The following is an 18,029-nucleotide window of genomic DNA, read 5'->3' as shown; positions in this document are numbered from 1 at the left end:
TCTTTCCTCGGGCTAACTGTCCGTCCGATCCATCATCGCCTTAGCTGCTGCGAGGTCGGCGCCGAGAGTCTCGGGACGAACCGCAACCCAGGCGTCTCCGGATAGATCGAATCCGTGTTCGGCGGCGAGCTCCCGCTGGGGGGTCCATGTGCCCATGAGCACCACGAGGTCGTGATTGAAGAAGATGTCCGGCTTGGCCTGCCGAGCACGACGGAGCGGATCCTTCGCCATCGCCGCCACCGTCTCGATCGCGACACGCGGAATCACGACCTCTGGTAGGAACCCGAAGAGCGCCGTCACGCGCCGTTTGATTCCAACCCGAGGCTCGAAGACCACCGCGACTTGCTCGGGCGTCAGGTCTTTCAGAGGGTTGCGGGGAAGTGGTGTCCATGCGACGACCGGGATGGCGTAAGCGTCTCGTGCGTCCGCACGGATCGTCCGCTTTGAATCCTGGTTCTTGCCCTCATTGAGCCAACGGCGGTGCGTACGCATGAGGAACGTTCGGTAGCGATCGTTCTTGGCGTCAACCTGCGTGAGAAGGCAGATCTGGCACTGGCCTTCCCGCGGGATCGCCCAGTTGCCGCCGATCGTTGCCTTCAGCTCGACAGGGACCCCGAGGATGGTTGTGTCTAGCGGGCGCTCTTTCGGTAGGCCGAACGCCTCGAGGATCCGATACTGAAGCTTCACTCCGACGGTGCGTCTCTCATCAGAATCGACTTCGGGTGATTCGAGATCGAACCGGAACGTTCTGGCACCGTCAAGCACGTACTCAATCGCCTCGACGACAGCAACAGTCATCAGTTGCTCGACCGGCCTGCTCTCTAGCCAGGTGAGCACCTGCTGGAGGTCGTGGTCGTCGGCTGGATGAGAGATGGCGTGTGGCGGCCCTGAGTGGTCGGAGACACACTCGTCACCGGGTTTGGCGAGGGCTGGTTTCAGAGGTCGCGGCACAGCTGAAACCTATCTAGGGATCGCTCATGCGTTCACGCGGGCTTCGAGCCGCCTGCATAGTGAGGCATGTCGCGGCACGGATCTGGAACGGGGAGGGGACAATGGCACCGATCCAGATCTGGTCGAACTGAGGCGGCGACAGTGCGGCATCTGGAACCATGTGTGTTGTGAGGCGGTATTCGACGTGGTCACCTAAGGGTCAGCGGGTTCTGTCGGGCTTCAGTAGTACGCATGTCGTCGGAGCCGGCGCCTGGCTGCGACGGTTTGAGACCGGGGGATCAGTGTGAAATGCAGGTTCACCGCGGCGCCCTCGTGTGTCTGCAGCGGCGACTCCGCGCTCGACGTGGGCGCGGAGAGGATGCACAGTTTGTTTGAATCGAGTACGAGGACCGTGTGGGAAAACATCGGCGCCTCTCGGGCCAACAGGAGCGACTCAGATGGAGCGTGATGACGTTGTCCAGCGGATCAGGCTCGCTCCCGACGCGGGACTGGTAAGGAGCTTAGGCGCGAATCACACTCTGGAATCTGCCGTCGCCGACTTGGTTGATAACAGCGTCGACGCTGGAGCGACGCGCGTGTCAGTGCGATTGCTCACACGCAGGGATCGACTCACTCAGGTCGAGGTCCTCGACGACGGCAGAGGAATGGATTCAGACGCCATAAACGCAGCTATGACCATCGGCCACCAACGAGACTATCGTCAGAACGATCTTGGTCACTTTGGCATGGGTCTGAAGGCAGCCTCCTTCGGGCACGCTGACACTCTGACCGTCTGGTCGACCAAGCTCGACGCTTCACCTGTCGGTCGCAGAATCCGGCGAGCCGACTTCTCGAAGGACTTCACCTGTGAGGTGCTTTCGTCCGAGGCGGCGATGGAGCATTCCGAGCACAGAAGCGCCATCATTGGCTCGGACGTTGGGACGTCGATCATATGGACGGAGGTGCGCAATGCCTACCGTGGCAATGCTTCTGACGAGGCTCGCCGATGGCTCGCGACCCGGAATGAAGCGTTGCGGGCGCACCTGGGAGTGACGTTTCATCGTCTACTGACAGATGGACGCCTCCACATCGATGTGCTTATCGACGAGCTAGGCGACGCGTTGGCTGCCCCCGGGGTACCGGTGCTTCCAATCGATCCGTTCGGATATGCGACGACCGGGCACCCTGCCTATCCGAAGGCCCTGATTGCGAAGGCAGGCGACACGCAGGTCAAGTTGAATTGTCATGTCTGGCCAGCCAAATCCGACATCACCGGGTTCCGTATCGGGACAAAATCCGGCGAGCAGTTTCAAGGCTTTTACATCTATCGGAATGATCGGCTGCTGCAGGCTGGCGGCTGGTCCGACACGGCAAATCCAAGTCCCGCACGACAGTTGGCTCGCGTCGTGTTGGAGGACGGTCAGGCCATCGGTTCGTTCCTCACCATGAACCCAGAGAAGAGTGGGCTCAAGTTCGAGCCGATCTTCCACGACGCCATCGGTCGAGCGGCGGCCACTGACGGCACCACGTTCATCGAGTACCTGCAGGTCGCCGAGTCGGTCTACACCAATGCCAACAAACGGAAGCGTCGGCGACGGCCAGTTATTCGCCCAGACAAGGGTTTCGCTCCGGATCTCCGCAAGCGTATTGGCAAAGAGCTCCCGTTCATCGATGGTGATTCGATCGACCTCAAGTGGCGGCGCATGCCGGCCGAGGAGTTCTTCGACGTTCAGCTGTCAACCAAGACTCTCTGGCTTAACAGCCGCTACCGCCCACTGTTTGCGCCGCACGGGGGAAGCCTCAACGACGCACCTGTGTTAAAGGCATTGATGTTCTTGCTGACACACGAGGTCTTCGAGGGGCGGCATCTTGGCTCGAGGGACAAGGATGAGATCGCGCTCTGGAAGAGCGTCCTCGGCGCTGCGGTGATGGCCGAGGCGCGCATGCGCGGGGAGTAGGACGAACGGATGACCGCTTCGCCGGACGACGCCCGACACCTAACGTTCACGACCCTCGATCAACTCTGGAGCAGCGGCGCCCCCATGATGCTACCGATCGAGGGAGACCCACCGTGCCGGCTCCGGCTCGATCCGAGGAACGGGCTCATCACGCTCATCACGGCGTACGAGAAGCCGGAACCCGAGGTCGCAAATCTCTTGAACGTCGGATTCGACGCAGTTTCCTCGGGAGAAGAAGACCTGGCAGAACTTACGGTACGGATCGCTGGAAACGTACACGGCGCGTACGGGCTGCTCGCCACAATCGCCGACCAGCTCCAGGTCCAAAAGCTCCCGCTGGCAGTTGCTGTGGCTGCTGGGGTCGCACGACATCGCGAGGTGCTGGCTGGCCGGGGAGCGCTCACCACGGAGAAGGAGGTGGGCCTCTTCGGTGAACTGCTCTTCCTCGAGTTTTTGATCCCCGTCATGGGCGCTGGTCCGGCTATTGCAGCATGGCAGGGGCCGCTGTCGGAGGAACACGACTTCACGCTCGGCTCGGTTGATGTCGAGGTCAAGACGACGAGCGGCGACGGTCGCAGGCACGTGATTCACGGCATGGACCAGCTCGTCGCCGTGCGCGGCGTGCCACTCAGCCTTCTTTCAATTCAGCTCACCCGGAGCGCGCCCGACTGGGGACGTACACTGCCGCAGTTGATCGCACAGATCCGCTCGCTGGCTGGCGGACACCAAGTCGCTGTCGACGCTAAGCTCGACACCTTCGGGTGGCGGACCGCCGATGCTGATCTCTATCCCACGTCCTGGGTCCTCCGCAACGAACCGCGGGCTTACGCGGTGCGCGGAGACTTCCCATTGATGACGCCCGACGTCGTCGGTCCGGTCATCCCGAGTTTCGGTCTGATATCGGATGTTTCCTACAGACTGGACCTCACCCACCTCGAATATGACTCGCTTCCTTATCCACTGGCCGACTTTGCCGAAGCGAAGGAGAATTGACGCCGTGACGTACCAGCGCCCTGCTTGGGCCGACGCCCTCAAGAATGTCTTCCTCGCACTCGCGCATCAGCGACCGGCGCCGTTAGGTGAGCTCCTCACCGCGATGTCGGGTACGGTCGTCTCGGACGCCCAACTGTTGGACTTCCTCAACAATGCCGGAGTCAACGACCCGACTTGCACCCAGATCAGACTGGCGCTGGCTAAGTGGGACTCCGACGAAGACCCAACGCTAGATACTGTTGCGCGAACTGCGGGCCGGCGCGAGTCCATCTACGCTGCGCTACGAATCTCAAGCGCGATGACGGACGCATTCGCGGAACACTTCCCGGTCTATGAAGCGCCAGCGATTGTCATCTCGAAGGTCTTCCAGCCTTGGTACGCCAACGCACGAAAAGAGCGTACCAATGTCTACTGGGACGCCTACGAGACCTACCTGCGCGACGTCAAGAACTGGGACGCATCGGCGATCGCATCTCTCGATCAGACAACGACTGAGGTCGTCGAACGGCTCAGCGATCCAGTTCGAGCTGAGGTCAAGCAGACGAAGGGACTAGTAGTCGGATACGTGCAGAGTGGCAAGACTGCCAACTTCACTGGGGTCGTTGCCAAGGCGGTCGATGCCGGGTACCGCCTGATCATCGTCTTGACTGGAACGATTGAGATCCTTCGTGCGCAGACCCAACGACGGATGGATATGGAGCTGATCGGTCGGGAGAACATCCTTCGCGGTCTTGATCCGACCGATCCGATGGTCGCCCGGGAGCTCGATTACCAGCAGGACAAGGACTGGCTTGCGGACAGGTTTGTCAAGCACGGCGCGGCGCTCGCCCAGCCCGGTGTAGTGCACGTCGACCGGGTCACGACCCATAGGAGCGACTACAAGCGCCTGCCGCAGGGTCTTACAAAGTTGCGGTTCTTCCGGACGGATAAGCAGAAGCCACTGAACGATCCTTCTAATCTCTTCAACGCTGATGCCTATGTTGCTGTCATCAAAAAGAATAAAGCGCCCTTGGAGAAGCTGCTCGCCGACCTAAAGCCTCATAAGGGAGATTTAGCGCAACTGCCTGTGCTCATCATCGATGACGAGTCTGATCAGGCTTCGGTCGACACCACCAACCCAGCCAAGTGGAACAAAAACTCGGCGAAGAATCGTGAACGCACGACGATCAATCGTCTCATAACGGATATCCTCACGATTTGCCATCGGGCCCAATATGTCGGATACACGGCGACGCCCTTCGCCAATGTGTTCGTCGACCCTGACGACGAACGCGACCTCTTCCCATCCGACTTCGTGTTGTCACTCCGTAGGCCTCCGGGATACATGGGCGTGCAGGAATTTCACGACCTCGGTCAGAGGTGGGATGACGATGAGAAGACCTTTACGACTTCCAATGAGAAGGCGCACGTTCGCGGGCTTTTCGGCGACGCGGCAACCAATCCGACTGGCAGAATCCAAGAACTGCAGGAGGCAATCGATGCCTGGGTTCTTTCAGGGGCGATCAAGAAATTTCGAGAAACCACCGACGCGAAACAGTACCGGCATCACACCATGCTTGTTCACGAGTCAGTAAAGCGAGCCGAGCACGAGGCGATGGCTATGGACGTCAGAGCTTTGTGGCATGGGTCGAAGTTCACGTCGACGGAGGGACACGCGCGTCTCAAGAAACTTTACGATGCCGACTATCATCCGGTGATGTTAGCGCGCTCCGCGGGTGCCTCGGTGCCGTCGTCCTTCGATGAACTGAAGCCGTTCATCGCACAGGCCTATGCGCAGATAATGATCGACGGCGATCCGATCCTCATTGTCAACTCGGACGCTCAGATCAAGGCACAGCAGAAGAAGCTTGACTTCGAGGCCGATAAGGTCTGGCGGATACTGGTCGGTGGCACGCAACTCAGCCGGGGCTTCACGGTAGAGGGTCTGACGGTATCCTATTTTCGAAGGAAAGCTGGCCAAGCGGACACCCTAATGCAAGCTGGTCGGTGGTTTGGCTTCCGGCCCGGGTACCAGGATCTCGTGCGGCTGTACATCCGACGCGATAGCACAGTCGACCTCTACGACGCATTCGAAGCCCTCCTCCTTGACGAGGAGGCATTTCGCGAAGAACTCGAACAGTACGAAGGCTTCGATGAGGACGGAATGCCTCGGCTCGAACCCCGTCAGATCCCGCCGCTCGTGAGCCAGCATCTCCCTTGGCTCAAGCCAACGGCACGTAACAAGATGTGGAACGCTGTCGTGGCGGCGAAGGCGACGGCGGGCGGATTCCAAGATCGCTTCAGTCTGCCGCCGCGGGGCGATGCTGCGAACGGTTCGAACCTGAGCGCGGTTGGAGTTCCGCTTCTCCGCTACGCTGACAAGACGCTCGCCCTGCAATTTGTGCTGGAGGACCGCACGACCGGGCAAGAGACTTTCAAGATCGGGACGATCCTTGCCGCCGACTTCATGGGTTTGCTGAAGCAATACACATGGCACCCGGACTATGCGCAAGTCATCACGCCGTTCAAGACCTTTCTTGAGCACGCAACCTCTGACGGCCGGATTAGGGAGTGGGTGGTTGCGTGGCATCAGCCCACGAAGGTCGCAGGCTCGGTCAACCTTGCAGGCCTTGGCGAGTCCAAGGTCGTCACACGCCGGCGTCGCGCTGACCCCCGTATCGACTTCATCGGTTCGGACAGGAAGCACACGAAGGCGCTCGAGGCAATTGCCCGTGGCGAGGACGTGCGTGGGCTCCCCGGCGCCCCCGGCCGTGGTGTCGTCCTCGTGTATCTCGCCGATGATCGACCTGAAGATAACCGCGGCCACAAGCTAGGGAGGTTGGCGCCTGACAATGTGGTTCCGCTGCTCTCGTTCGCAGTTCCAGCATCGGCAACTCCCCACAAGCGCGATCTGGTCCAATGGACCGTTCGAGTCAAGTCGCATGAAGGGGACGCCACTGTCGACTTGGAGTAGCCCGGCGCCGGATGGGTTGCCAGCACGACGTCAGCGTGTGGGTGGGAGCGATTGACCATCGTGGCTGGTCCCGGCTCGCTAGCTTGGTATCTCCGACCGGGAGAGGGAAGGGGCGCGCGTGGAAAAGTTGCGGGTGGACATGGGCTGGCCCGGGTTCTCGACGGGCAGCGGCCCTCGATTCGTCTTGGTTCACGACGAGTTGCGGTACGCCCGCCGCTCGAACCAAGTTCATGTCGATCATGACGGCTTTCTGAACTACCACTGGCTGATGAGCCCCGCCCATCTTGGCCGCCCGATGGTGATGCTCGAGGCGGGCATCAACTCGCCCGCAGAGGTGGCGGCGCCGGACGGCGGCAGGCGGGCTCTGATTGCGATCCGTTCAAGTCCGTGGAAGGCGGGCCACGAGACTAATCCCTGGCACGACGAGTTCGATCTTGACCACGGTCACGTGCGGTACTTCGGAGACCACAAGCCGAGAACCGCCGGATTGCCTGGAGCTACCAAGGGCAACCGCATGCTCCTCGAAGCCACGCGACTCCACGCTGGCACAAGCCGAGAAGAGCGTCTGCTGGCCCCGCCGCTCTTGCTATTCAGGAGTGTCACCATTCATCGCGAGGGTCGAGCCGTCGTCAAGGGGCACGTCGAGTTCTGCGGCGCCGCGATCATCGAACGCCTGGAGCACGTGGTGCAGCGCGACCCGGCGACCGGGCGGAGCTTTCCGAATCTCGCTCTTGACCTGGCAGTGGTATCCGGTGGAGAGGTCGACGGAATCGACCTGCGATGGATTGACGACAGGCGAGACCACAAACTGACTGCGGAGCAGGCGTTGAGGTATGCGCCCGAATCCTGGATTCGGTGGGTGAAACAAGGACGCATCGCCGTTCCAGGGATCCGCCGGCGCGTCCTCGCAAGCGCCGTGCGTTCGACGAAGGATCAGCAGCCGGAATCCGGGAGTGCGGAAGACCGGGTCCTGCAGGAGGTCTACGCGTTCTACGACGGCCGAAAACACGCCTTCGAGCTACTCGCGTCGAGGGTCGCCGCCGCGGTACTTCGTGATTCCGGAGCGCGCTACAAGGAGGGCTGGTTGTCACGGTCCTCGGGCGACGGCGGGGTCGATTTCATTGGACGCATCGATGTCGGCTCCCTCGCCGCGAGTACTCCAGTAGTCGTGCTCGGCCAGGCGAAGTGCATCTTGCCGACCTCCTTGATCTCGCCGGAGCAGGTTGCGCGCGTCGTCGCCCGCCTGCGACGGGGTTGGATTGGCGTCTACGTCACCACGGGGTCATTCTCTCGACAGGCCCAAGTCGAGATCATCGACGATCAGTACCCCGTGGTCCTCATCTCGGGCCGGACGTTGGCGACCGCGGTCAGACAAATGGCCGAGGCCAACCACGGAGGGGATCTTGGCGCGCTCCTGGAGACCACCGTCGACGGGTACGGGACGGCCGTGACGCACCGCCGGCCTGAGGAGGTCCTGTCCATGTAGCTGCTCGATGCCCAATGCGCCGTCGGAGCCCGTTTCATGGCCGGTACGGCTGCGCTTCGCAATGAGAGATTCGCGTCATTTGGTTGACGGAATGAGAGCCGCGGTGGAGTGCATGCCTGTCTAGGACTCACTCCTGCCGCTGTTGACTCGTCTCCGTCGCCCTCCGATCCGCTCGACGCGCCTCCCAGTAACCCGCTTGGCACCGCGACGGCAGCGACGGCATCGGGCCATGTCCGAAGGACGTGCTCCGGTCGGTAACCGCCCAGCGCGCGTCTAGTCAGTACCCATGCCCATCTTCGTCGTCGAGGTGTGGTGACGGTCCGTGTAAGCGGTGCCCAGCTCGCGTCCCCAACCTCTCACGCGGATCTTCCAACTGGCCACCCCATCAGCCCACGCGCACGAGTCTCGTCTACCGCGTGCCTATGCGAAAGGCGGCTCCCGACGGGGGTCGTCAAGTCGGCGTTGGCGCCTCGCGCGTAGGGCCTCCTCGAGCTGATCGTCGACCACTGTCACTCCGGCCTCGTAGGTGCGCGGGCGATCGGCATTCTGGGTCGCGAAGAGCCGGGCGAGCACATTGTGCAGCGTGTCGACCACCTCGCCGACCGGCTGGTCGTACGCGTTGAGCACCAGCCAGGCATCGTCGGTCGCGCCGGTGAGCGCGAGCGTGTCCTCGAGGTCGTAGCTCTCGAACTGGATGCTCTTAAGCAGCCCGCCGGCTGCGAGATCGAAGGTCAGGTCAACGCAAGCGAACGACATGGCCTCAGCTTGCTCGTCGTGTGCTTGGGGCAGGTGGGGGTAGCGGTCTGCAATGTCGTCGAACGCGGCGCAGTAAAGGGCGGTGTCACCGCCGCCCTGAGCCTCGGAGAAGCCGGCCCGCACAAGGAGGGGGTTGAGCTTCACCATGAGCTTGCGGATGGGGCCGTGAGACATCCCTCAAGGATGCCGAGGCTCGTCATTTCTGTCGCCCGCATTTGACGGGTGCACCCGAAACGAAATATCGGCTCTTGCGCAACGGCCCGCACAACGCGATAGTTCTTGTCATGGCTGTGACCTCCGCCACAGAGCCGATCGCCCCTGACGGCGTCCTCGCGCGCATGCGCCTCCTTCTCCCGGACCTCCCTGACTCCACGCGCCACACCGCCCAGCGCATCCTCGACGACCCGCGCTCTGCTGTGGCCGGCACGATCAACGACCTCGCCGCTAGCGCAGGCACGTCCACCGGCGCCGTCTCCCGCCTGTGCCGCGCGCTCGGCCTCGACGGCTACCCAGCACTCCGCGTCAGCGTCATCACCGAGGCGGCCGCGACGGCGTACGGGAGCTGGAACGCCGACATCAGCCGCGAGATCGGCCCCAACGACTCGCTCGCCGACGTGGCCCGCACGCTCGAAGCGGTCCAGGCCCGCGCCGTACACACCACGCTCGCCGGCCTCGACCTCGACGCCGTCGCGGCGGCGGCCGCAGCGATCAGCGGAGCGACCCGCGTCAACGTGTACGCCGTCAGCGGCAGCGGCGTGATGGCGCGCGAGCTCGAGCTCCGGCTGGGCCGCATCGGCGTCGCGTGCTGGACGTACGCCGACGTCCACGACGGCCTCGTCGCCGCCGCTCAGCTCACCGACCGCGACGTCGCGATCGCCGTCTCGTACTCCGGCGAGACCGACGAGACGCTCGACATGCTCGCCACCGCACGCGACCACGGCGCGCACACGGTCGCGATCACCGCCGGACCGCGCTCGCGCCTCGCCACGCTCGCCGACCACGTCCTCGTCACCGTCGCCGAGGAGACCACGTTCCAGGACGGCCCGCTCGCGTCCCGGCACTCCGAGCTCGCCGTCGTCGAGATGCTCTACCTCGCCGTCGGCCAGCACGACTACGACCGCACCGTCCAGCTCCTGTCCGAGACCGAGCGCGCCGTACGACCGCGCCGCCCCGAACGCCGTACCCGCTCCACCCGCACCGACGCACGCTGACCCACCACGCTGACCCACCCACGCAGCACATCCACGCAGCTCACCCGCTGACACCTGGAGGAACCATGACCCCGGAATCCGACCAGCCCCACGGCCTCAGCCGCCGCTCCATCCTCCAGATCGGAGGAGCGCTGGCCGCAGCCGGCGTCGTCAACCCGTTCGGAGGAGCGTCGGCAGCCAACGCCGCTGCGCCCACCAGCACGGCAGCAGCCGCCGCAGTCGCAGCCGCCGGAGCCGCGACCGGCACCACCGGCGGCCCGCTCCTGAACGACGGCCGCTTCCCGATCGGCCTGTTCTGGCCGCCGCCGCCCACCGAGACCACCGTCGAGCGTTACCGCGAGATCGCGGAGGCCGGCTTCGGCTACGTCCACGGCGGCAACTACTCCAACTCCGACGTCCAGATCACCACCCACATGCTCCGCGTCGCCGACGAGGCCGGCGTGCGGGTGCTCGTCGAGGACCCCGACATCAAGTGGGTCCTCAAGAACATGAACGTCGGCGACCCGGCCCAGCCGAACACCATCAGCGAGGACGAGCTGCGCCAGCGGATCACCGCCGCGGTCAACCGGTACGCCCCCGCGTGGCGCGCGGTCGGTGGTCGCCTCCACATCTCCAGCGGCAGCGGCAACGGGTCGATCGGCTGGGTCGCGGAGGGGTCGGCCTGGACCGACTACACGTTCGCCTTCGACACCGAGCCGCTGCGCACCGGCGTCGGCGGATACGCGCAGGCCGGCTGGGCGTTCCGCGTCAAGGACGAGGGCAACGCGTACGTGTGGCTGCTCTCGACCCAGGGCTCCAACGGCAAGGCGGTGCTCAAGAAGGCGGTGTTCGTCAACGGCGCACCGACGGTCACGCAGGTCGCGCTGCCGTACCAGCTCGAGCCGGGCAAGAGCTACCACGTCGAGACGACGGTCAGCGGCTCGACGTTCACGACCCGCATCGACGGCGTCCTGGTCGACACGACGACGGACACCAAGTTCGCCTCGGGCTCGGCCGGGTTCCGCGAGGCCGGCCCCGAGTCGGCGTACTTCGACAACGTCGTCATCACCGGCCCCGGGGGAGCGACGCTCTTCGAGGACGACTTCGACGGCGGGCTGAGCGCGTGGCGGCTGCCGGCCGGATCGGGGTACGCGTCGTTCGCCGGCATGCACCTGTACGACGAGCCGGGCGTCGGCCAGCTCCCGCTGATGGCGAAGGCCGTCGCGATGGCCAACGCGGCGTACCCGGACGCGCTGTCGTACGTGAACATGCTGCCGGGCTTCGGGGCCGGGTACGAGCAGGCCGCGCGCGACATCCAGTCGCCGGTGCTCTCGTTCGACCGCTATCCGATCGTGGCGAACGGCGAGGACCTCGGCTACTTCCAGAACTGGGCCGAGGTGCGCGCCGCCGCGCTCAAGCACGGACGCGACTCGTGGGTCTACATCCAGAGCGTCGGCTACGCGAACCACGCGATCCCGACCAAGGCCGACATCCTCTGGCAGATCTCGATCAGCCTCGCCTACGGGTGCAAGGGCATCCAGTACTTCACGTACTGGACCCCCGACCCGGCCCGCGGAGAGGCGTTCACGACCGGGCTCATCACGGTCGAGGGGAAGCGTACGGCGCTGTACCGCTGGTCGAAGGAGATCAACACGACGTTCCTCGCCCCGCTCGGCAAGCAGATGCTCGGACTCACCTCGACCGCCGTCCAGGCCGCGGGGATCGCGAGTCCACCGGCCGGGCTCGACCCGTTCGCGGCGGACGGGTTGGTGTCGGCGGTCAGTGGTGACCCGGTCGTGCTCGGCCGCTTCACCGACTCCGACGGCACGCTCCACACGCTGGTCGCGAACTACTCCCGCCACGAGCGGGCCCGCGTACGGCTGACGCTGCCCGCCGGTGCCGATGCGTACGTGCCCGACGAGGACCGCTGGGAGAGCGCGGGCGACGGCCAGCTCAACCTGAAGGCGGGGGAGTCGGTGCTGCTCCGGGCGCGGTAACCCGCGAGCCGCGCGTGTGCGGGCGATGGGGGGATCGCCCGCACACGCGCGTTGTCCGACTGCGCGCCCGCTGCGCTACGCGCGGGCGGTGACCGAGCGCGCGCGGTGCCGGCGTACGGCGGCGCGGTTGGCGCACCGGACCGAGCAGTAGCGCTGCCGGCCGTTGCGGGTGACGTCGACGACGACGTTGGTGCAGGGATCGTCGGGGGCGTTGCCGGCTTCGCAGCGGCTCAGCCGGTGCATGCCGCGCGTGGTCAGGTGCAGGGCAGTGCCGACGCTGATGACGGCGCGGAGCACGTGGGGGAGGGCGTCGTTGTCGTCGCGATAGTGCAGGTGCCAGCCCTCGCGGTTGTGGTCGGTGAGTCGTGGGTACGCGGCGACCGTGGCCATCTGCGCGTTGAGGAGCCGCGCGCGTTCGGTCGGATCGGTGGCGTCGACGATCGTCAGCCAGTCGTCGATGACGCGGCGGGTGCCTGCGTGATCGTCGGGTCCCACGGGGAACGTCATCGTCATGCCCAGCTCGCGGGCCCGTGCGGCGATGCCGTCGCGGTCATCGGGCCAGTCGTTCGCGAGCGACGCGGCCAGCAGCACCGCGTACTCGCCGTAAGGGTTGAGATGCATAAGACCATTACAGCACCGTTGACCTCATGAGCACATGCCACCGCACAGACGCCACCTCGCACGAGCAGGTCCGCACCCACGAGCACGGCTGGCGTACGGAGTCCCGCCACGCCACGTCCGAGGGGATGGTCCACTACGTACGGTGCTCTGAGTGCGGCGTACGGCGGGTCGACCTCCTGCCCCACCCGGACGTGCCGCCGGTCGCCACGAGTCGCGAGGTCGTCTGATCGCCGATACGGGATCGCCCGCACGCGCGCGCTCCTACAGGACGACGAGGTTCTCGGCGGTCGCGCGGGGCACCGCTGACAGCGGGATCGCGCGGTCGAAGGTCACGAACCTCCCGCCCTGAGCCACCGCGGTCGCCAGGAGGTAGACGTCCGTCACCTGCCGCGGCCCGTGGATCCGCGTGTGCGCGAAGTGGTCGTCGTCGAGCAGGCTGAGGGCGTTCGGCCAGAGCTCGTGATGCTCGGTGGCGCATGCATGGGACAGCAGCTCGATCGCCTGCGCGACTGGGACGGGGCTCGGGTATCGCGGTTGGCTGATGACGCGGACGAACCCGTTCTGCGTGAGGGGACATGACGCCCATCCCTGGCGGATCTCGTCGGTCAGCCAGGCACGTGCCCGATCGTGGTCGGCATGGTCGCGATCGAGGAGAGCGAGCAGGACGTTGATGTCGAGCAGCGCCCTCACTCGCCGATCTCCTCGCGAAGCTCGTCGATCGCGGCGTTGGACACGACGGAGCCGCGGTGCGGTAGCGGCGAGAAGCCGAAGAAGTCGTCGTCACCGCGCCGGCTCGCCGTGCCGGCCGCACGTGTGAGCGCGTCCCGTGCGAGCTCGGAGATCACGGCGCCCGCGCTTCGACGCTCACGCCGCGCGCGCTCCTTCACGGCCCGGAGCACGTCGTCGTCGATATCCAGCGTGGTGCGCACGCACATGATGCTAGCGCATCAAGCCTCGTCAACCGGGCTCTCTGGCCACCACTGCTCGACGGGACCGAGGTCCTCCGCGAACGGCGTCCGCCATGCAAGGTGCCCGAGCACCGCAATCACGTACTGGTCGAAGGACATGCCGTAGACGTCTGACCGCCGCTTGAGCTCGTGATGCAGGTTCTCTGGCATCCCCTGGATCGAGAAGCTCACGTTGAATCCATGGAGGACGGCGGCCCGTTCGCGCCAGAGGAACTTGTCCTGGTCGCGGTCGAGCGGGTCGTACATGAGCTCGGCGAGCGGAGGAAGGGGGTCGCGAAAGAGTGACGGCACCTCCAGCTTGGCCTGGGCGACCGCGCGGATGACGTCGCCCGGTCTCGCGTCGAAGCCTCGCTCGCCGAATCCCCACCACTCCTGCTTGCGGTAGTGGTCGGCGAGCAGCTCGGAGAGCTCCGCGATCCGTTCGGGCGACAGGATCGGCTCCTCGACCCGCTCCGCGACGACCGCGCCATCCGTCCACCGCAGACCGACGAGCTCATACGGCTGAAGGTCTGGTAGCCAACCGGGAGGCCCGACCAGGACCTCGTCCCCGAACGGCGAGACGGACACCTCGAGCGGGCGACCGTGCTCGTGCTCCTCGTGGATGAGCAGCTCGATCGGGAGCAAGGACATGCCGCCGCGGAGCGTGGTGCAACCCGCGGTGGGGGATCGTACGCGCTGGGTGAAGATGCATCCGTCGAGCACGTCCGCGAGATGGCTGACGGTGCCGTCGGCATATCCGACGAGCATGCTCAGCCGCGAGATCGCGTTGAGCACGTCGACGTCGCGGAACGGGCGATCGGGCATCTGATCGCGCGCTGCTTTGATCAGGACACGCAGCGGGGTGCGCGGTGCCTCGCGGACGATCTCGGCGAGCTCGTCTCCGAGATACGAGGAGTCGGTGGGGCCATCGGTCTCAGGATCAGTCATAGGTCCACCGTGGCGCGGCGGGCGCAGGGCGCGCGGGCGCCGTCCACAGGGCGCGCGGCGGTGACGCACCCTGTGGACGGCCGGCGCAGGGTCAGCGGCGGACGCGGACCTTGACGACCTTCGACACCGACCCGGTCTCGGTGCTCGACGAGGGCGTCCGCAGGCGGAAGGACATCGTGCCCTTTTTCTTGGCCTTCACCCGGAACGCTGTACGGCCGGCGTAGTTCGTGTACTCCGCGGCCTTGACGTTGCGCCACGTGCCGTTGACCTTCTGCTGCAGCCGCACCCGCGTTGTGGTGAGCGCGTAGTAGCCGTTCGGGCGCTCGACCTTGCTCGTGCCGGTGAGCCGGACGACCTTGCCGACCCGCGTCTTCTTCGGCTTGGCGGCGAGGGCAGATGTCGTACGAGGCTGCCGCATCGTGAACGAGCTCGTCGGGATCGCGTAGGTGGTCTCGTTGTAGTCGGCGTCGTACGCCGTGATCGTGCCGCGGATCTTGTACGTACCCGGTCGGTCCATACCGCCGCAGAAGTAGAACGACGCGGTGCCGGAAGCGGGGTCCGTGCCCTGGAAGAGGTAGTCACCGCCCGCATTGCGACCGTCGGGACCGATGAGATTGAGGTCCAGGTTCCAGTACTCGGCGCTCGCAGCCGCACCGACGGAGTACGAGGCGCGGTGGTAGAAGCAGTCGTCCCACAGCACGCCCGAGGCAGCTCGCGCGCTCCCGGTCGTGGCGGCGGAGCTCGGCGCCGCTCCCGCGACGAGGACGAGACCGGAGGCGATGGCGGTGGATGCGGCGACGGCGACGGCGCGCTTCATGAGGACTCCCAAGCGATGGTTCGTGACAAGGTCTTGGGAGAGAGACGCTCGACGATGGTTGTCATGACGCGGGTTCCCCAACGTCACCGCCGACTTCCGCTCACGGTGACCAAGACCCTCGCCCGCCCGCATCCGAGCCCCTAGCCTCGAACGGCTTGCGCGACCCCACCGACTCCCGAGCGAAAGGTGACGCGTCTCCATGCCCTCCACCGAGGCACCCGAGCACGTCCTCCATCCATCCCGCCGCACCGTCCTCCGTGGGCTGGCGGCCACCGCCCTCACCGTCACCATCGCGCCGAGCGCCCTCGCGCGCGCCGAGGCCGCGGGACGACGCCGCCCGAACGTCCTCGTGATCTCGATCGACGACCTCGGTTGGGACGAGCTCGGCTGTTACGGCAACACCTTCAACGAGACGCCGCACATCGACCGGCTCGCCCGCGAAGGCCTGCAGTTCGACTCCGCGTACGCCGCCGCGCCCCTGTGCTCGCCGACCCGCGCGGCGCTGATGACCGGGCTCTACCCCGCGCGGACCGGCATCACCGACTTCCTCCGCGGCGAGCCGGCCCCGAGCGACAAGCACCTCTCGACCGACATCCCCACGGTGCCCGACGTCCTCGGGCCGTACGGCTACACCACCGGGCTCATCGGCAAGTGGCACCTCACCGAGCGCTACTCCGGCGACTACCGCAGCCGCCCCGGCAACCCGTACGCGCACGGGTTCGACGAGGTGATCGCGTCGGAGGAGCAGTACATCGCCGACGGCGACTACTTCCACCCCTACTTCTTCATGCCGAGCCTGCCGGCGCGCGAGCCAGGGGAGTACCTCACCGACCGCCTCGCGCAGGAGGCCGTCGACTTCATCACGCGCCACCGCGACGAGCCGTTCTTCCTCCACCTGTCGAACTACGCCGTCCACACCAAGCTCGACGCGAAGCCCGACCTCCTCGCCAAGTACCAGGCGAAGCCCGGCGCAGGGGAGTCGCCCAACCGCCCGGCGCTCGCCGCGATGCTGGAGAGCATCGACGACCAGGTCGGCCGCGTCGTCGCGACGCTGACGGATCTCGGCATCGCCGACGACACCCTGCTGCTCGTCACGTCCGACAACGGCGGTCCCTATCGCGACGCCAACGCCCCGCTGCGCGGCGGCAAGGGCGAGCTGTACGAGGGCGGGATCCGGGTGCCGCTGATCGCGTCGTGGCCGGGCACGATCCGTCCCGGCCGCCACGACGCGACGCCGACCAGCACGATCGACGTGCTCCCGACGGCGCTCGACCTCGCCGGCGGGCGGCCCGGCGACGAGTTCGACGGGACGAGCATCGCGTCCGTCCTCACCGGTCGCGGCCGCCCGGTCGACCGCGACACGCTGTTCTGGGTCTACCCGCACTTCATCGGCAGCACGCACCCGCACGCCGCCGTACGACGGGGGCGGCACAAGCTCGTCCAGTACCTGCGCGACGGGCGTACGGAGCTGTACGACCTCGCCCGCGACCCGGGGGAGACGACCGACATCTCGGGCGAGAACGTCGTGACGGAGCGCATCCTGCGCGCAGCCCTCCGGCGGCACCTCGACGACGTCGACGTGCTCCCGCCGCCGCCCTCGCCGACGGCGTACCCGTACCTCGAGCTGGACGAGACCTTCGACGGCGACCTCACGGGATGGGCTACCCTCCCGGTCGGCGTGCAGCGCGGCGAGGTCGCCGTCCGCGACGGGCAGCTGGCCGTCACGTCGTCGCAGCTGACCCACCTCGTGTTCCGCTCCGACGTGTCACCGAGCTCCGACGCCGTCGCGATCGTGCTCGATCCCGGCACGTTCGCCGAGGCCGGGACGCAGGACACCGTGTTCGTCGGCCTGGCGAAGGACGCCGGCAACTACCTGCTGTTCCGCTACCACAACGGCCTGCACCGGGTCGGCTGGGACCTTCGCCTGGACGGCAAGCTGATCACGGCCGGCGGCGAGCCGCTCGGCAACCTTGACGGCTCGGTCGACCTCACCGGCCCCGCCGCCCGCTACGCGTTCGTGCTCCGCGGCACCGCGGCGACGGCGTACGCGGACCAGGGGAGTGGCTGGGAGTTCCTCTACTCGGTAGACGTCGGTGGGGCGATCGACCTCGCCGACCCCGCCGTACGCGCCTCGTACCGGTACGCGGCGAGCGTCCGGCTCGACGACGGGACGGTGACCCTCGACGGGATCACCGCGCACCGCGCGAGGAGCTAGCCACCCCACGCCCCACACGTCCGAACACTCAGACCACGCCCCGCCGCTGCCTGCGGCGGGGCGTTGTCGTGCGTGACCTCTTGCCACCCGCGCGCTGACGCTGCTAGTTTCCAATCACCCAGCAAAGCGAAGATATCTACGAGATATCGAAGCATCAGCCCGCGGGCACACGGCGTCGACGGAGGTTGGTTGTGACTGGAATCTCGAGAAGGCGAGCC

15 protein-coding genes are annotated in these 18,029 nt (G+C 65.9%); 8 read left to right on the top strand and 7 right to left on the bottom strand.

The window, feature by feature from the left end:
* Positions 1 to 12 precede the first annotated feature (12 nt).
* Positions 13 to 951, bottom strand: coding sequence for a NaeI family type II restriction endonuclease (locus tag ACQSSQ_RS18280; protein WP_431328553.1), 939 nt, complete (start codon positions 949 to 951; stop codon positions 13 to 15).
* A 437-nt stretch (positions 952 to 1,388) separates the two neighbouring features.
* On the opposite strand from ACQSSQ_RS18280, the gene ACQSSQ_RS18275 reads away from it, so the two are divergent.
* The 4 genes from ACQSSQ_RS18275 (at position 1,389) to ACQSSQ_RS18260 (ending at position 8,320) form a co-directional block, all read left to right on the top strand.
* Positions 1,389 to 2,888, top strand: a complete 1,500-nt coding sequence (locus ACQSSQ_RS18275) for an ATP-binding protein (protein ID WP_431328552.1) — start codon at positions 1,389 to 1,391, stop codon at positions 2,886 to 2,888.
* A 9-nt stretch (positions 2,889 to 2,897) separates the two neighbouring features.
* The gene (locus tag ACQSSQ_RS18270; RefSeq protein WP_431328551.1) at positions 2,898 to 3,881 is read left to right on the top strand and encodes a PD-(D/E)XK motif protein; all 984 of its coding nucleotides are present in this window, start codon (positions 2,898 to 2,900) and stop codon (positions 3,879 to 3,881) included.
* A gap of 4 nt (positions 3,882 to 3,885) precedes the next feature.
* On the top strand, positions 3,886 to 6,834 hold the full coding sequence (locus ACQSSQ_RS18265) for a Z1 domain-containing protein (protein WP_431328550.1): 2,949 nt from the start codon (positions 3,886 to 3,888) through the stop codon (positions 6,832 to 6,834).
* 118 nt (positions 6,835 to 6,952) lie between these two features.
* On the top strand, positions 6,953 to 8,320 hold the full coding sequence (locus ACQSSQ_RS18260; RefSeq protein ID WP_431328549.1) for a restriction endonuclease: 1,368 nt from the start codon (positions 6,953 to 6,955) through the stop codon (positions 8,318 to 8,320).
* A gap of 420 nt (positions 8,321 to 8,740) precedes the next feature.
* Here ACQSSQ_RS18260 and ACQSSQ_RS18255 read toward each other — a convergent pair whose 3' ends face one another.
* Entirely contained in the window at positions 8,741 to 9,250 is a 510-nt protein-coding gene (locus ACQSSQ_RS18255; RefSeq protein WP_431328548.1) for a hypothetical protein, read from the bottom strand.
* 110 nt (positions 9,251 to 9,360) lie between these two features.
* Here ACQSSQ_RS18255 and ACQSSQ_RS18250 point away from each other — a divergent pair, with 110 nt between their 5' ends.
* Together ACQSSQ_RS18250 and ACQSSQ_RS18245 are read left to right on the top strand one after the other, a co-directional pair.
* Positions 9,361 to 10,287 (top strand): MurR/RpiR family transcriptional regulator, encoded by a 927-nt coding sequence (locus ACQSSQ_RS18250; RefSeq protein WP_431328547.1) that lies wholly within the window; start codon positions 9,361 to 9,363, stop codon positions 10,285 to 10,287.
* Between the two features lie 65 nt (positions 10,288 to 10,352).
* Positions 10,353 to 12,263 (top strand): hypothetical protein, encoded by a 1,911-nt coding sequence (locus ACQSSQ_RS18245; RefSeq protein ID WP_431328546.1) that lies wholly within the window; start codon positions 10,353 to 10,355, stop codon positions 12,261 to 12,263.
* Between the two features lie 75 nt (positions 12,264 to 12,338).
* Here ACQSSQ_RS18245 and ACQSSQ_RS18240 read toward each other — a convergent pair whose 3' ends face one another.
* Positions 12,339 to 12,884: a CGNR zinc finger domain-containing protein gene (locus ACQSSQ_RS18240; protein ID WP_431328545.1), complete on the bottom strand. Its 546-nt coding sequence runs from the start codon at positions 12,882 to 12,884 to the stop codon at positions 12,339 to 12,341.
* A gap of 26 nt (positions 12,885 to 12,910) precedes the next feature.
* On the opposite strand from ACQSSQ_RS18240, the gene ACQSSQ_RS18235 reads away from it, so the two are divergent.
* A complete protein-coding gene (locus ACQSSQ_RS18235) occupies positions 12,911 to 13,111 on the top strand; it encodes a hypothetical protein (protein ID WP_431328544.1) in 201 nt (66 codons plus the stop codon).
* Positions 13,112 to 13,145: 34 nt separating this feature from the next.
* On the opposite strand, the gene ACQSSQ_RS18230 is transcribed toward ACQSSQ_RS18235, so the two are convergent.
* The 4 genes from ACQSSQ_RS18230 to ACQSSQ_RS18215 all read right to left on the bottom strand — a co-directional run bounded on the left by ACQSSQ_RS18230 (position 13,146) and on the right by ACQSSQ_RS18215 (position 15,596).
* Positions 13,146 to 13,574 (bottom strand): TA system VapC family ribonuclease toxin, encoded by a 429-nt coding sequence (locus tag ACQSSQ_RS18230; RefSeq protein WP_431328543.1) that lies wholly within the window; start codon positions 13,572 to 13,574, stop codon positions 13,146 to 13,148.
* Positions 13,571 to 13,813: a hypothetical protein gene (locus tag ACQSSQ_RS18225; protein WP_431328542.1), complete on the bottom strand. Its 243-nt coding sequence runs from the start codon at positions 13,811 to 13,813 to the stop codon at positions 13,571 to 13,573. Before ACQSSQ_RS18225 ends, ACQSSQ_RS18230 begins: the two co-directional genes overlap by 4 nt.
* Before the next feature lie 18 nt (positions 13,814 to 13,831).
* On the bottom strand, positions 13,832 to 14,779 hold the full coding sequence (locus ACQSSQ_RS18220; RefSeq protein WP_431328541.1) for a hypothetical protein: 948 nt from the start codon (positions 14,777 to 14,779) through the stop codon (positions 13,832 to 13,834).
* Between the two features lie 91 nt (positions 14,780 to 14,870).
* Complete coding sequence (locus ACQSSQ_RS18215; RefSeq protein ID WP_431328540.1) at positions 14,871 to 15,596, bottom strand: hypothetical protein; 726 nt, start codon at positions 15,594 to 15,596, stop codon at positions 14,871 to 14,873.
* Positions 15,597 to 15,795: 199 nt separating this feature from the next.
* Here ACQSSQ_RS18215 and ACQSSQ_RS18210 point away from each other — a divergent pair, with 199 nt between their 5' ends.
* The gene (locus ACQSSQ_RS18210) at positions 15,796 to 17,811 is read left to right on the top strand and encodes a sulfatase (protein WP_431328539.1); all 2,016 of its coding nucleotides are present in this window, start codon (positions 15,796 to 15,798) and stop codon (positions 17,809 to 17,811) included.
* The last annotated feature ends 218 nt before the right edge of the window (positions 17,812 to 18,029 follow it).

It is taken from the genome of Mumia spirodelae, from assembly GCF_050632745.1.
Lineage (GTDB): Bacteria > Actinomycetota > Actinomycetes > Propionibacteriales > Nocardioidaceae > Mumia.
This window is presented reverse-complemented; position numbering and strand designations above follow the sequence as displayed.

Bases quoted from the DNA above. Each gene is read 5' to 3' on its own strand.
- ACQSSQ_RS18210 (WP_431328539.1), top strand. From the start codon at position 15,796: ATGCCCTCCACCGAGGCACCCGAGCACGTCCTCCATCCATCCCGCCGC.
- ACQSSQ_RS18270 (WP_431328551.1), top strand. From the start codon at position 2,898: ATGACCGCTTCGCCGGACGACGCCCGACACCTAACGTTCACGACCCTC.
- ACQSSQ_RS18255 (WP_431328548.1), bottom strand. From the start codon at position 9,250: ATGTCTCACGGCCCCATCCGCAAGCTCATGGTGAAGCTCAACCCCCTC.
- ACQSSQ_RS18220 (WP_431328541.1), bottom strand. From the start codon at position 14,779: ATGACTGATCCTGAGACCGATGGCCCCACCGACTCCTCGTATCTCGGA.
- ACQSSQ_RS18245 (WP_431328546.1), top strand. From the start codon at position 10,353: ATGACCCCGGAATCCGACCAGCCCCACGGCCTCAGCCGCCGCTCCATC.
- ACQSSQ_RS18275 (WP_431328552.1), top strand. From the start codon at position 1,389: ATGGAGCGTGATGACGTTGTCCAGCGGATCAGGCTCGCTCCCGACGCG.
- ACQSSQ_RS18250 (WP_431328547.1), top strand. From the start codon at position 9,361: ATGGCTGTGACCTCCGCCACAGAGCCGATCGCCCCTGACGGCGTCCTC.
- ACQSSQ_RS18240 (WP_431328545.1), bottom strand. From the start codon at position 12,884: ATGCATCTCAACCCTTACGGCGAGTACGCGGTGCTGCTGGCCGCGTCG.
- ACQSSQ_RS18235 (WP_431328544.1), top strand. From the start codon at position 12,911: ATGAGCACATGCCACCGCACAGACGCCACCTCGCACGAGCAGGTCCGC.
- ACQSSQ_RS18215 (WP_431328540.1), bottom strand. From the start codon at position 15,596: ATGAAGCGCGCCGTCGCCGTCGCCGCATCCACCGCCATCGCCTCCGGT.